9 protein-coding genes are annotated in these 15140 nt (G+C 33.0%); 7 read left to right on the forward strand and 2 right to left on the reverse strand.

The features are described 5' to 3' along the window. Positions 1-7: 7 nt before the first annotated feature. From KA833_RS13065 to menI, 3 genes are all read left to right on the forward strand, one after another. On the forward strand, positions 8-1651 hold the full coding sequence (locus KA833_RS13065; RefSeq protein WP_371090931.1) for a BCCT family transporter: 1644 nt from the start codon (positions 8-10) through the stop codon (positions 1649-1651). 260 nt (positions 1652-1911) lie between these two features. Continuing rightward, the gene (gene acnA, locus KA833_RS13070; protein WP_046208556.1) at positions 1912-4614 is read left to right on the forward strand and encodes an aconitate hydratase AcnA; all 2703 of its coding nucleotides are present in this window, start codon (positions 1912-1914) and stop codon (positions 4612-4614) included. Positions 4615-4835: 221 nt separating this feature from the next. Continuing rightward, positions 4836-5297: a 1,4-dihydroxy-2-naphthoyl-CoA hydrolase MenI gene (menI, locus tag KA833_RS13075; RefSeq protein ID WP_046208555.1), complete on the forward strand. Its 462-nt coding sequence runs from the start codon at positions 4836-4838 to the stop codon at positions 5295-5297. A gap of 204 nt (positions 5298-5501) precedes the next feature. On the opposite strand, the gene KA833_RS13080 is transcribed toward menI, so the two are convergent. Both KA833_RS13080 and plsY read right to left on the reverse strand, forming a co-directional pair. Continuing rightward, the gene (locus KA833_RS13080) at positions 5502-5798 is read right to left on the reverse strand and encodes a HesB/YadR/YfhF family protein (RefSeq protein WP_046208554.1); all 297 of its coding nucleotides are present in this window, start codon (positions 5796-5798) and stop codon (positions 5502-5504) included. A 458-nt stretch (positions 5799-6256) separates the two neighbouring features. Next, positions 6257-6865, reverse strand: a complete 609-nt coding sequence (gene plsY, locus KA833_RS13085) for a glycerol-3-phosphate 1-O-acyltransferase PlsY (protein ID WP_046208729.1) — start codon at positions 6863-6865, stop codon at positions 6257-6259. 202 nt (positions 6866-7067) lie between these two features. Between plsY and parE the strand changes: the two genes are divergently transcribed. From parE to KA833_RS13105, 4 genes are all read left to right on the forward strand, one after another. Then, the gene (gene parE, locus KA833_RS13090; RefSeq protein WP_164987281.1) at positions 7068-9062 is read left to right on the forward strand and encodes a DNA topoisomerase IV subunit B; all 1995 of its coding nucleotides are present in this window, start codon (positions 7068-7070) and stop codon (positions 9060-9062) included. Beyond that, positions 9059-11461 carry a DNA topoisomerase IV subunit A gene (gene parC, locus KA833_RS13095; protein ID WP_046208552.1) on the forward strand — a complete coding sequence of 801 codons (2403 nt, stop codon included), beginning with the start codon at positions 9059-9061 and terminating at the stop codon, positions 11459-11461. The genes parE and parC overlap by 4 nt, the downstream gene beginning before the upstream one ends. A gap of 251 nt (positions 11462-11712) precedes the next feature. Continuing rightward, complete coding sequence (gene alsT / locus KA833_RS13100) at positions 11713-13158, forward strand: glutamine transporter AlsT (protein ID WP_046208551.1); 1446 nt, start codon at positions 11713-11715, stop codon at positions 13156-13158. 385 nt (positions 13159-13543) lie between these two features. Next, on the forward strand, positions 13544-14776 hold the full coding sequence (locus KA833_RS13105; protein ID WP_064208996.1) for an AI-2E family transporter: 1233 nt from the start codon (positions 13544-13546) through the stop codon (positions 14774-14776). The last annotated feature ends 364 nt before the right edge of the window (positions 14777-15140 follow it).

The following is a 15140-nucleotide window of genomic DNA, read 5'->3' on the forward strand; positions in this document are numbered from 1 at the left end:
ATTAATTGTGAATTCTTCTGAAAATCAACCAAACGGTAAGAAGATATCCCCAGTATTTATTTATAGTGCGATTATTGTTGGTATCGTTGTTTTAATCGGGGCAATTGTTCCAGAACAATTTGACAATGTTACTAACACAATTAAGCTATGGATTACAGATAAATTGGGTTGGTATTACTTAATTCTTACGACGTTTATTGTTTTCTTCTGTATTTTCCTAATTTTTAGTCCTATTGGAAAATTAAAGCTCGGTAAACCAAATGATAAACCAGAGTTTAATACGATATCTTGGTTTGCGATGCTATTCAGTGCTGGTATGGGGATAGGACTTGTGTTCTACGGTGCTGCTGAACCTATGGCAGATTTTGCTGCACCGCCAAATGCGGAACCTAAAACTACTGCAGCATATACTGAAGCATTACGTTCTACGTTTTTCCATTGGGGATTCCATGCGTGGTCTATTTATGGTGTGGTTGCATTAGCACTTGCTTACGCTCAGTTTAGAAAAGGAGAACCAGGACTTATCTCAAGAACGTTACGCCCTATCTTAGGCAATAAAGTAGAAGGTCCAATTGGAACGATCATTGACGTGTTAGCAGTATTTGCAACAGTTGTCGGTGTAGCTGTTTCGTTAGGTATGGGTGCACTACAAATCAATGGTGGTTTGAATTACCTATTTGGTGTACCAAATACTATTTGGGTACAAGCAATCATTATTGTGATCGTTACGATTCTATTTATTATGAGTGCATGGTCAGGTTTAAGTAGAGGTATCCAATACTTAAGTAATTTAAATATTAGCTTGGGTGCGGTCTTAATGATTGCAGTTTTAATTATTGGACCAACTGTGTTGATATTAAATATGATGACAAGTTCAACAGGTAGTTTATTAAATTCATTCCTATTTAATACTTTTGATACAGCAGCTCAAAACCCACAAAAACGTGAATGGATGTCTAGCTGGACACTTTACTATTGGGGCTGGTGGTTAAGTTGGAGTCCATTCGTAGGTATCTTTATAGCACGTGTTTCTAAAGGTCGTTCAGTACGTGAATTTATTGCTGGTGTACTTTTAGTACCTGCTTTAGTAAGTTTTGTATGGTTCAGCGTATTTGGTGTATTAGGTATTGAAACTGGTAAGAAAAATCCAGAACTATTTAATATGACTGCAGAAACACAACTATTTGGTGTGTTTAATGAAATACCATTTGGAATTATATTGTCGTTGATAGCACTAGTACTCATTGCATCATTCTTTATTACATCTGCCGACTCTGCAACATTTGTATTAGGTATGCAAACGACATTTGGTTCATTAGAACCTTCAAATGTTGTTAAAGTGACTTGGGGTATTGCTCAGTCATTAATTGCTTTCGTATTACTATTTGCAGGTGGAGGAAATGGTGCAGATGCGTTGAATGCAATTCAAAGTGCTGCGATAATTAGTGCGTTACCATTCTCCTTTGTAGTTATAATGATGATGATTTCTTTCTACAAGGATGCAAATAAGGAACGTAAATTCTTAGGCTTAACTTTAACGCCTAACAAACACAGATTACAAGATTATGTACAATATCAACAAGAAGATTTTGAAGATGATATAATTAATAGAAGAGCGCCGTTAAGAGACGCTGAAAAATCTGAAAAATAGTCTTAAAAACTGAGGGCCAACATAGGCTCTCAGTTTTTTGTATATATACTAATTGCTCTAAATTAATGATAATGATTCTCAATTAATAATAATAACTTATTACACGATACACTCACGATAAGTTTTGCTTATACATACTGATTGTAAATTCAAATCTAAATTATAGAGGTTTATAATGGTAGGTAGTTGTTTTAAGTTACATATAATTATACAATTTAATTAACGGCATATAATTACTAAAATTTTCAAGGGGGATTTATATGGCTTCTAATTTAAAAGAGCAAGCGAAAAAGTCATTCGAGCTAAATGGGAAATCATACACATACTATGATTTAAAAACTTTAGAAGAACAAGGTTTAACAAAGATATCCAAATTACCATATTCGATTAGAGTTTTACTAGAATCTGAATTGAGACAAGAAGATGGATTTGTTATTTCTGAAGAGCACATCAAAGCATTGTCAGAATTCAATAAAGGTACAGAAGGTGAAGTACCTTTCAAACCATCTCGTGTTATTTTACAAGATTTCACTGGTGTACCTGCAGTTGTTGACCTAGCGTCATTACGTAAAGCTATGAATGATGTTGGGGGAGACTTAAACAAAATCAACCCTGAAGTGCCAGTAGATTTAGTTATCGATCACTCAGTTCAAGTAGATAGCTATGCGAATCCAGACGCACTAGAAAGAAATATGAAATTAGAATTTGAAAGAAACTATGAACGTTATCAATTCTTAAATTGGGCTACTAAAGCATTTGATAACTATAGTGCAGTTCCACCAGCAACTGGTATTGTACACCAAGTTAACTTAGAGTACTTAGCAAACGTTGTTCACGCACGTGAAGTAGACGGAGAAACAGTTGCTTTTCCAGATACTTTAGTAGGTACTGACTCACATACAACTATGATTAATGGTCTAGGTGTATTAGGTTGGGGTGTAGGTGGTATTGAAGCCGAAGCTGGTATGCTTGGTCAACCTTCATACTTCCCAATTCCTGAAGTGATTGGTGTTAGATTATCCAATGCGTTACCTCAAGGTGCTACTGCAACAGATTTAGCATTACGTGTAACACAAGAATTACGTAAAAAAGGCGTTGTTGGTAAATTTGTTGAGTTCTTTGGTCCAGGTGTAGAACATCTACCATTAGCAGATAGAGCTACAATTGCAAATATGGCGCCTGAATATGGTGCAACTTGTGGCTTCTTCCCTGTAGATGAAGAATCTTTAAAATATTTACGTTTAACTGGGCGTTCAGACGAACAAATTGAATTAGTTAAAACATATTTAGAAGAAAACAATATGTTCTTTACTGCTGATAAAGATGAACCAGATTATACAGACGTTGTTGAATTAGACTTAGCTACAGTTGAAGCTTCACTTTCAGGTCCGAAACGTCCACAAGATTTAATCTTCTTAAGTGATATGAAAGAAGAATTTGAAAAATCTGTTACTGCACCAGCTGGAAACCAAGGTCATGGTTTTGATGAGAGTGAATTTGATAAAACAGCAACAATTGAATTTAAAGATGGTTCTAAAACACAAATGACTACAGGTGACCTTGCTATTGCAGCAATTACATCTTGTACAAATACGTCAAATCCATATGTTATGTTAGGTGCCGGTTTGGTAGCTAAGAATGCAGTAGAAAAAGGCTTGAAAGTACCTGAATATGTTAAAACATCGTTAGCGCCAGGTTCTAAAGTTGTTACTGGTTATTTAAGAGATTCTGGTCTGCAAGAATATTTAGATGACTTAGGATTTAATTTAGTAGGTTATGGTTGTACGACATGTATCGGTAACTCAGGCCCATTATTAGAAGAAATCGAAAAAGCGATTGCTGAAGAAGATTTACTTGTGACTTCTGTTTTATCAGGTAACCGTAACTTTGAAGGACGTATTCATCCATTAGTAAAAGCGAACTATTTAGCATCACCTCAATTAGTAGTTGCATACGCACTTGCAGGTACAGTCGATATTGATTTACAAAATGAACCTTTAGGTAAAGGTAAAAATGGAGAAGATATCTACTTGAAAGATATTTGGCCAACAATTAAAGAAGTCGCAGATACTGTAGACAGTGTTGTTACTCCTGAATTGTTTAAAGAAGAATATGAAACTGTTTATAATAATAATGAAATGTGGAATGAAATCGATGTAACAGACCAACCGTTATATGATTTCGATCCAGAGTCAACTTATATTCAAAATCCATCATTCTTCCAAAACTTATCTAAAGAACCTGATGATATTAAATCATTAAATAATTTACGTATTATGGGTAAATTTGGAGATTCAGTTACGACTGACCATATTTCTCCAGCAGGTGCTATCGGTAAAGATACACCAGCAGGTAAATATTTATTAGATCATGATGTACCTATTCGTCAATTTAACTCTTATGGTTCTCGCCGTGGTAACCATGAGGTAATGGTTCGTGGTACTTTTGCTAATATTCGTATTAAAAACCAATTAGCGCCAGGTACAGAAGGTGGTTTCACAACTTATTGGCCTACCGGTGAACAAATGCCTATATATGATGCAGCGATGAAATATAAAGAAGATGGCACTGGTTTAGTAGTATTAGCTGGTAATGATTACGGAATGGGCTCTTCTCGTGACTGGGCAGCTAAAGGTACAAATTTACTAGGTGTTAAAACTGTAATCGCTCAGAGTTATGAACGTATTCACCGTTCTAACTTAGTTATGATGGGTGTGTTACCTTTACAGTTTAAAGATGGCGAATCTGCTGATAGTTTAGGCTTAGATGGTACAGAAACGATTTCAGTAGATATCGATGAAAGTGTAAAACCACATGATTTAGTAAAAGTAACTGCTGAAAAAGAGAATGGAGAAGTTATTGACTTCGAAGCAGTTGCACGTTTCGACTCACATGTAGAAATTGATTACTATCGTAATGGCGGTATTTTACAATTAGTATTAAGAAATAAATTAGCAAATTAACTGTGCATTATGAATATAGTTAAGGCTGAGACAATATTTTGTGTCTCAGCCTTTATTTTAATTTGCGAACGTTGAATAGATTTTTTAAACGTTAGCGTTTTATCTTTAGCTCGGTGAGTCTATAAGCCACGAATTTTAAAATGTGATTTCTGCCCTGCATTCTTTTTTATGTTAATATTTATATATAAGTACTACGAACAATTGAAAAGAGGACGTTTATAATGATTTATAGTATTACAGAAATTCCTTCACGTTATGCAGAAACGGATCAAATGGGTGTGATTTATCACGGTAATTACCCAACATGGTTTGAGGTTGCACGTACAGATTATATATCAAAATTAGGTTTTAGCTATAAAGCTATGGAAGAATCTGGTATTATTTCACCGGTTACAGATTTAGATATTAAGTATATAAAAACAATACAGTATCCTGAAACTGTGAAAATTAAGACATGGGTTGAAAAATATACGCGTTTAAGATCAATCTATCGTTATGAAGTATATAACGAAGTAGGTGATTTAGCGACTACTGGTTCAACTGTTTTGACTTGTATTAGAAAGGATAACTTTAAGCCTATTAGATTGGATAGATATTTTCCTGAATGGCATGCAATGTATGCCGATGTAGATAAAAGAAATCAAGCAGGAGAAACATTTGAAGTGAAAAATGGCATACTTTAATATAGTTGTAGTTAAATGTATAAATGCATAATTAAGTGTATGCGTATGTATTTATATACAATGATTGATTTGCAATGTGTTTTTGAAATGTACACAAGATTATCAAAATGATAAATAAAAAGAGCCTGGAATGGAACCAGGCTCTTTTTAAGTATATATTTATATATGAATGATCAATTGTGTTATGTGAATTGAGTTCTATTATTATTTAGCAGAATATGAAATTTCATCGACACTATCATTGACGTCTATGAATAAATCATGGTCTTCAAAATACCATAAGTCTTTTTCTGCAATTACTACATCTAAGCCGTCAAAATGATTTTCGTAACCAATTTCTACATCATCTTTTTGATCAACACTGAATGCAGGGCTAAATCCTTGTTTTAATTGGAATTCTCCACCATAGCGAACGAAAAATTGTAAGACTTTGTTATCTTCAGGTAAATCAAGTTCATCTTTAAACCAAGATACAGCGTTATCTGAAAGTTTTATATCCATAATAAAAGTCCCCTCTCATTTCACAAGTTTTAAACTTGTGACCATTGGTTACTAATTTTTAAATTAGTACTATATCTATTACCCAAATTTGAGTAACAATAAAAGTAGTATAACATAATTAAGTATTATTTTCTTTAAATTCAAATTGTTCAATATGTTTTAGGTTGAGGGAAGGAATTTTTAATAATGTTGTGAATTAGTGTGACATAATTAAGAGTATTATAATATTCTGAAGTGTATATTGTTATTTTAGTGAATAAAAAAATAGTGAAACAGAAGTCTGTGTTAAAGATTTCTGTTTCACTATGTTGGAAAGCTGGCTAATAAACAAGTTTTTGTGTTGTCGTTTTCTATTAGCCAAATATTCATATCTACTTTTCAATAGTTGAGACATAAGAATATCTCAGACTGAGCAATGTTTGCTATTTTTTATTGATTGCTAGTGACTTTTGTAATAGTTACATCCATTTAATTTTTGGCTCTTCGCCTTTAAAAATCCTCACGATATTTGTTCGATGTCTAAATATTAATAAGACGCCTACACCGAAACTCACGACTAATAAGATATAATCACGAATTAACAGCGCACCGATAACACAACAGATTGATGCTATGATACTCGAAAGTGATACATACTTTGTTAAATAAAGTATGCCAAAGAAAATCGCTGCTAAAATGAGTAATAGTAGAGGATTGATTCCAAGTATCACACCTGCACTTGTGGCAACTGCTTTTCCACCTTTAAATCCAAGGTAAATTGGATACACATGACCTAGAATTGCAAATGCGCCTACGATGAGTCCATTTGTGAAAAATGTACTAATAGCACCATCTGCATGTACTGGTAACCAAAGTGGTAAGAATACAACAATAAATCCTTTAAATATATCTAAAAATGTAACTAGGAATCCTGCAGGTTTACCTAACACTCTAAAACTATTTGTTGCTCCTGTATTCCCACTACCAAATTGTCTAATATCTTTTTTGAAAAATAATTTACCTATTACATAGCCACTTGGGAAAGCACCAATGAGATAACTTAAAATTAACATGATTATTATCATCACCATACATAATCCACATCCTTTAATGACATTAAAATTATTTTACCACATATGACCACGGTTAGACGAACAAAAATTTATAACTGTAGTAAAACACGGTTCAAATATAATTTGATACTTGCAATTTATCAAGATTTATATAAGAATAACTAATGTATAGTTTTAAAAACGAACGTACGTTTGTAGGAGGGCGAAACGATTGGCAATGAACAAACAAAATAATTATTCGGATGATTCCATTCAGGTTTTGGAAGGGCTAGAAGCCGTTAGAAAAAGACCTGGTATGTATATTGGTTCTACCGATAAAAGAGGATTACATCATTTAGTGTATGAAGTTGTCGATAATTCCGTCGATGAAGTATTAAACGGCTTTGGTAATGAAATAGCAGTTACAATAAATAAAGATGAAAGTATTACTATAGAAGATGATGGACGTGGGATGCCGACTGGTATTCATACATCGGGCAAACCAACTGTTCAAGTAATATTTACAGTACTTCATGCAGGCGGTAAATTTGGACAAGGTGGATATAAAACTTCAGGAGGTTTACATGGTGTAGGTGCATCAGTCGTAAACGCATTAAGTGAATGGTTAGAAGTAGAAATTTACAGAGATGGCGCTATTTATAAACAACGATTCAGTCAAGGTGGTATACCAGCTACAGGCCTAGAAAAACTAGGGAAAACTAAAAAAACAGGTACTAAAGTTACCTTTAAACCAGATGCTGAAATTTTCAAATCAGCAACCTCTTTTAACTATGACGTGCTAAGCGAACGTTTACAAGAATCAGCATTTTTGCTTAAAAATCTTAGAATTACGCTTAAGGATTTAAGGTCTGGTAAAGAAAGAGAAGATGTATTCCACTATGAAGATGGCATTAAAGAATTTGTAAGTTATGTAAATGAAGGTAAAGAAGTGTTACATGATGTAGCAAATTTTGTTGGAACTGCTAATGGAATAGAAGTAGAGGTCGCATTTCAATATAATGATCAATATTCGGAGAGTATCTTAAGTTTTGTCAATAATGTACGTACTAAAGATGGCGGTACGCATGAAGTTGGCTTTAAAACAGCCATGACGAGAGTATTTAATGACTATGCTAGACGTATTAATGAATTGAAAGAAAAAGATAAGAATCTAGATGGTAATGATATACGTGAAGGTTTGACAGCGATTATTTCTATTCGTATTCCAGAAGAATTATTACAATTTGAAGGACAAACTAAGTCTAAGTTAGGCACGCCTGAAGCGAGAAGTGCAGTAGATTCTGTTGTATCTGAAAAATTACCTTATTATTTAGAAGAAAAAGGACAATTGTCAAAAGCACTCGTTAAAAAAGCATTAAAAGCCCAGCAAGCAAGAGAGGCAGCACGTAAAGCAAGAGAAGATGCGCGATCTGGTAAGAAAAATAAACGAAAAGATACGTTGTTATCAGGAAAATTAACACCTGCACAAAGTAAGAATACAGAGAAAAAAGAACTGTATTTAGTTGAGGGTGATTCAGCTGGCGGTTCTGCAAAATTGGGACGTGACCGCAAATATCAAGCGATTTTACCATTAAGAGGTAAAGTTATAAACACTGAAAAAGCACGTTTAGAAGATATTTTTAAAAATGAAGAGATTAACACGATTATCCACACAATAGGTGCAGGTGTAGGTAATGAATTTAAATTAGAAGATAGCAATTATAACCGCGTCATTATAATGACAGATGCTGATACTGATGGTGCGCACATTCAAGTGCTTTTACTAACATTTTTCTTTAAATATATGAAACCTTTAGTAGAAGCAGGAAGAGTATTTATAGCCTTACCGCCATTATACAAACTGGAAAAAGGTAAAGGTGCTTCTAAGAAAATAGAATATGCATGGACAGATGAAGAATTAGAAAAATTACAAAAAAAATTAGGTAAAGGATTTAGTTTACAGCGCTATAAAGGTTTAGGTGAAATGAACGCTGATCAATTATGGGAAACAACGATGAACCCAGATACAAGAACGTTGATTCGAGTACAAGTTGATGATGAGTTACGTTCATCGAAACGCGTAACAACTTTAATGGGAGACAAAGTAGCTCCTAGACGTGAGTGGATTGAAAACCACGTTGAATTTGGTCTTCAAGAAGATCAAAGTATTCTGGATAACAATGAAATTCAAATACTAGAACAGGATTATTCTGATGAGGAGGAAATGAATTGAGTGAAATAATTCAAGATTTGTCGCTGGAAGATGTTATTGGCGACCGATTTGGTAGATATAGTAAATACATCATTCAAGAGCGTGCATTACCAGATGTTCGTGATGGGCTTAAACCTGTTCAAAGACGTATTTTATACGCTATGTATGCTAGTGGTAATACATTTGATAAAAATTTCCGTAAAAGTGCAAAAACAGTCGGTGATGTCATCGGACAATATCATCCGCATGGTGATTTATCTGTATATGATGCGATGGTTCGATTAAGTCAGGACTGGAAATTGCGACATGTTTTGATAGAAATGCAAGGTAATAATGGTAGTATCGATAACGATCCAGCAGCAGCTATGCGTTATACAGAAGCGAAATTAAGCAGAATTTCAGAAGAGCTATTAAGAGATATTAATAAAGAAACAGTGCCATTTATGCCTAACTACGATGATACGACAATGGAACCTATGGTTTTACCAGCTAGACTGCCACATTTGTTAATTAATGGAAGTACAGGCATATCTTCAGGTTATGCTACGGATATACCACCGCATAATCTCGCTGAAGTTATTCAAGCAACATTGAAGTATATAGATAACCCAAATATCACAGTAAGCCAGTTGATGAAGTATATCAAAGGTCCTGATTTTCCTACTGGTGGTATTATTCAAGGAATAGACGGTATTAAGAAAGCGTATGAAACCGGAAAAGGTAAAATTGTTGTGCGCTCTAAAGTTGATGTTGAAGAATTAAGAAATGGTAGAAAAGAACTCATCGTTACTGAATTACCTTATGAAGTTAATAAAAGTGCACTTGTTAAAAAGATGGATGAACTGCGAGCAGATAAAAAAGTAGATGGTATTGTAGAAGTACGTGATGAAACTGACCGTACAGGGTTACGTATTGCCATCGAATTAAAGAAAGATGTTAATAGCGAAGCGGTTGCTAATTATTTATATAAAAATACAGACTTACAAGTGGCATATAATTTTAATATGGTAGCAATAAGTGATGGTCGACCGCTTCTTATGGGTATTCGTCAATTTATAGACAGTTATCTCAATCATCAAATTGATGTAGTTACAAAGCGTACACGTTTTGAATTGGATAATGCAGAGAGTAGAATGCATATTGTAGAAGGTCTCATGAAGGCTTTGTCAATTTTAGATGAAGTTATTAAGCTCATTAGAAATTCAAAAAATAAAAAAGATGCTAAAGATAATTTAGTTTCTGAGTTTGATTTTACAGAAGCACAAGCTGAGGCGATAGTTACGTTGCAGTTATATCGTCTGACAAATACAGATATTGTACAACTACAAGAAGAACATGATGAATTAAAAGCTAAAATTGCACATTTAAAAAATATATTAGATAATCATGATGCTTTGTTAAATGTTATTAAGGAAGAATTGAGCGAAATTAAAAATAAATATAAACAACAACGTTTATCTTCTATAGAAGCTGAAATCAGTGAAATTAAGATTGATAAAGAAGTTATGGTGCCAAGTGAAAATGTGATTATGAGTATTACGAAACATGGTTACATTAAACGAACATCGTTACGTAGCTTTAATGCAAGTGGTGTAGAGGAGCTAGGTGTGAAAGATGGCGATGCAATGCTCAAATATCAAGAAGTCAATACATTAGACACAGCATTAGTATTTACGAATAAAGGCAGACATCTTTATATTCCAGTTCATAAACTTTCAGAGATTAAGTGGAAAGATTTAGGACAGCATGTATCACAGATTGTACCCATTGATGAAGGCGAGCATGTTATCGATGTTTACTGTGAAAATGATTTTAGACCAGACGCATTTTATATTTTAGCTACGCGCAATGGCATGATTAAGAAAAGCAATGTCTCTATGTTTAAAACATCAAGATATAACAAACCACTTGTTTCTATGAAGCTAAAAGATAATGATGAAGTGATAAATGTAATGAGATTAGATGAACCACAAGCGATTACCGTTTTAACACACAAAGGTATGTCATTAACTTACAGTAGTGAAGAGTTATCAGATACAGGACTTAGAGCCGCTGGTGTTAAATCGATTAACCTTAAAAGTGAAGACTTTGTTGTCTTAACCCAAATCGTTAATGAAAAAAATACGATCTTGATGGCAACACAACGAGGTTCATTAAAACGCATAGGATTCAATATTTTACAAAATGCCAAACGTGCACAACGTGGTATTACTTTATTAAAAGAGCTTAAAAAATCACCGCATCGCATCGTAGCAGCTAACGTTGTGCAGCCAGATCATACGATTTATACAATATATTCAAAACAACATGAAGAAAGTGGCAATATTAAAGATATTCATTTATCAGAACAATATACTAATGGCAGCTTTGTAGTAGATGTTAAAGAGTTTGGCGACGTTGTTAGTATGATTGTTAAATAACTTTAATTTTAAAATTTTGTTAGTAAATACAACAATATAATGATAAAATACCTATAAGGTGTAACAAAAATGAAGCAAGAGATTTATAGTAATGTGAAAAAGTTTAGTGCAAGGCGTAATGTTTAATACTGAACTGATTCATTCATTTTCATGTCTACATAAGCATTGAATTTTGTTTATAAACATGAATGCGACTATAAATCTCTTGATTTTACTATGAAAATTAAATTGTATAGATGAGAGGGATTAAATTGAGCAATTTTGATAGTTTGATTCCGGATTGGTTCAAAGCATTTGTTCAAGTCGGGAATGATTTAATCTGGTCACAATACTTAATTGGACTATTAATCACAGCAGGTATATTTTTTACTATTGGATCTAAGTTCGTACAATTAAGATGGATACCGGAAATGTTTCGAGCAATTGGAGAAAAACCTGAAACGTTAGAAAATGGGAAAAAAGGTATTTCACCATTCCAAGCATTCGCGATTAGTGCAGGTTCTCGTGTTGGCACAGGTAATATAGCCGGTGTTGCGACAGCAATTGTATTAGGCGGTCCTGGTGCAGTATTCTGGATGTGGATTATTGCTTTTATCGGAGCAGCCAGTGCATTTATTGAAGCAACGCTTGCGCAAGTGTACAAGGTACCTGATGAAGAAGGTGGTTATCGTGGAGGACCAGCTTATTACATAACTAAGGGACTCAATCAAAAATGGTTAGGCATTGTGTTTGCGGTGCTAATCACAGTGACATTTGCATTTGTTTTTAATACAGTACAATCAAACACGATAGCTGAATCATTAAAAACGCAATATAATGTAAGTCCTATTATAACGGGTGTAATCTTAGCTATTATTACTGCTATTATTATATTTGGTGGGGTAAGAAGTATTGCAACATTATCTTCGATTATTGTACCTGTGATGGCAATTATATATATAGGATTAGTTGCTGTAATATTAATATTTAACTATGATCAAATCATACCGATGATTGCAACTATAATTAAAAATGCATTTGGATTTGAACAAGCAACGGGAGGCGCGATTGGAGCAGCCGTTCTGCAAGGTATAAAACGTGGCTTGTTCTCAAACGAAGCTGGTATGGGTTCTGCGCCAAATGCTGCTGCTACTGCTGCAGCGCCACATCCAGTTAAACAAGGTTTAATCCAATCATTGGGCGTATTTTTTGATACGATGCTAGTATGTACAGCAACGGCGATCATGATTTTATTATATACAGGATTAGAATTTGGAGAGAATGCAGCACAAGGCGTTGCAGTTACACAATCAGCTTTAAATGAACACTTAGGTAGTGCAGGCGGTATTTTCTTAACGATTGCTATCACTTTATTTGCATTTTCTTCGGTTATTGGTAATTACTACTATGGTCAATCGAACATGGAATTTTTATGGGAAAATAAAACAGTATTATTTATTTTCAGATGTTTAGTTGTTGTACTTGTCTTCGTCGGTGCTGTTGTGAAAACTGAAACGGTATGGAGTACAGCAGATGTGTTTATGGGTCTAATGGCCATCGTTAACTTAGTTGCTATTATTGGTTTATCTAACATTGCTTTTGCAGTTATGAATGATTACCAACGTCAACGTAAAGCTGGCAAAAAACCTGTATTTAAACCTGAAGAGTTAGAAATTAACTTGTTTGGTATTGAGAGTTGGGGAATGAAGAAGAAATAATTGTATTTAAACATTAATGCAAAGATTTGAATTTTCTTCAACATCATTATCATAGTTTCTTTAATAATAATTCATATATAAGCAGTAATATAAAATGGATGATAAACATTTGATTTTATATTACTGCTTTTTAATATACATTTTTATATTTTAGTATAATATACTTATATCGTATTAATACATATTGTTCGTTGCTGTTATTATGGATATTTAGTTAATTTTTAATAAAACATGGCAAAATATATGTTTGGTAAATGGTCATTGTGTTATGATTAACATTAGTTATTTTAAATATTGAACGTTATGTATTGTATTACAAAGGGCATCATTTTTTGCTATGCGCTAAATAAGCAATATATTTTGAAAAATAAGGTTTGGTGATGTTATGTCAAATGAAGATAATTTAAAACAAGAAACGACATCTAAGAAAAATAGATTAAAACTAAGTTTCCCTGAAACACGCTTTATGAAATTTTTAGGTGGCAAAGATTTAGTTTTTGCTTTGCTCATATTAATATTTATTGGCTGTGCTATTTTCATATTTGATCAAGTTTCTTATATTTTTAAACCATTTATAATTGTTTTTAATACAATTGTAGCACCGATTATTGTATCGATTATATTATATTATCTATTTAACCCATTAGTTAATTTGATGGAACGGTATAATATTTCAAGACTTTGGGGTGTAATCATATTATTCTTAGTCATTATTGGTGTTATTGCGCTAGCAATTAATTTATTAATACCTGTAATTGGTGCTCAGTTTAAAAGTTTTGGAAATAACTTCCCGTACTATGTAGATAAGGTTAATAAATTTATAGATAGTGTAACGAAATACTCTTTAATTTCTAATTTTTATGGTCAAATTCAAGATCAATTAGATTCATTGGCTAAAAAATTACCTTCAATGGTGTCTGATTACTTTAATGGTTTTGGTTCTAAAGTTAAAAATTTTGCTGAAGCATTAGTGAATGTTGGTGTGGTAATTGCTACAACACCATTTGTTTTATTCTTTATGTTAAAAGATGGGCACCGCTTCAAAGAGTTTTCAACAAACTTAATGCCCCCTAAATTTAGAAAAGACTTTCATGATTTGTTAGATAAAATGAGTCTACAAGTTGGTTCTTATATCCAAGGACAAATTATTGTATCGTTTTGTATTGGTATATTATTATTTATCGGATATAGTATCATCGGTTTAGACTACAGTTTAATTTTAGCTTCAATAGCTGCAGTTACTAGTGTTGTTCCATATATTGGTCCAACGATTGCGATATCACCAGCAATTATTATTGCTTTAATTACTTCACCAATTATGTTGTTGAAGTTAGTGATAGTTTGGACGGCTGTCCAATTTATTGAAGGGCATTTTATTTCTCCAAATATCATGGGTAAAACATTGAAAATTCACCCACTTACAATTATATTTATCTTATTAAGTGCAGGTAATTTATTAGGTGTTGTCGGTGTCATTTTAGGTATTCCTGCTTATGCAATATTGAAAGTACTAGTTTCACATTTATATACAATGTACAAACGTCGTTATAACAAATATTATGGTGATGATGCAGGAGAATATGAAATTACTTCTGATGAAGAAATTCGTAAAAGTTAAATTATAAATAATGTACGACAGAGGCTGGGACAAATTAATTGTCTCAGCCTATTATCATAACCGAAGTGGAATGACACGTTGTTAAGTGAATTGATATATTAAGATACTTTTTATTGTTGTGCATATAAAATGAAAGTATGTGTATATTTTTTGTAACTGAGTGTGTGGTCTAACAATATTGTAATATTTAACTCGTATAAAAATTATTTATAAAAAATAAAAATTGTGCTATATTTTAAATGTTATATGAATATAGAAAAGTGATGTGAACACATGTCAAAGAAGCTAGTAAATAAAATATTAACGATAATGAAAGTTTTATTTGCACTTTCATTATTTATATTTGAGTCAAGTCCAGACTCCT

The organism is Staphylococcus sp. GDY8P67P (genome assembly GCF_017892545.1).
Classification (GTDB): domain Bacteria; phylum Bacillota; class Bacilli; order Staphylococcales; family Staphylococcaceae; genus Staphylococcus; species Staphylococcus ureilyticus.

What these genes read in the sequence shown, in the direction of transcription:
- acnA (WP_046208556.1), top strand. Translation starts at nt 1,912, where the DNA reads ATGGCTTCTAATTTAAAAGAGCAAGCGAAAAAGTCATTCGAGCTAAAT.
- menI (WP_046208555.1), top strand. Translation starts at nt 4,836, where the DNA reads ATGATTTATAGTATTACAGAAATTCCTTCACGTTATGCAGAAACGGAT.
- KA833_RS13080 (WP_046208554.1), bottom strand. Translation starts at nt 5,798, where the DNA reads ATGGATATAAAACTTTCAGATAACGCTGTATCTTGGTTTAAAGATGAA.
- parE (WP_164987281.1), top strand. Translation starts at nt 7,068, where the DNA reads ATGAACAAACAAAATAATTATTCGGATGATTCCATTCAGGTTTTGGAA.
- KA833_RS13105 (WP_064208996.1), top strand. Translation starts at nt 13,544, where the DNA reads ATGTCAAATGAAGATAATTTAAAACAAGAAACGACATCTAAGAAAAAT.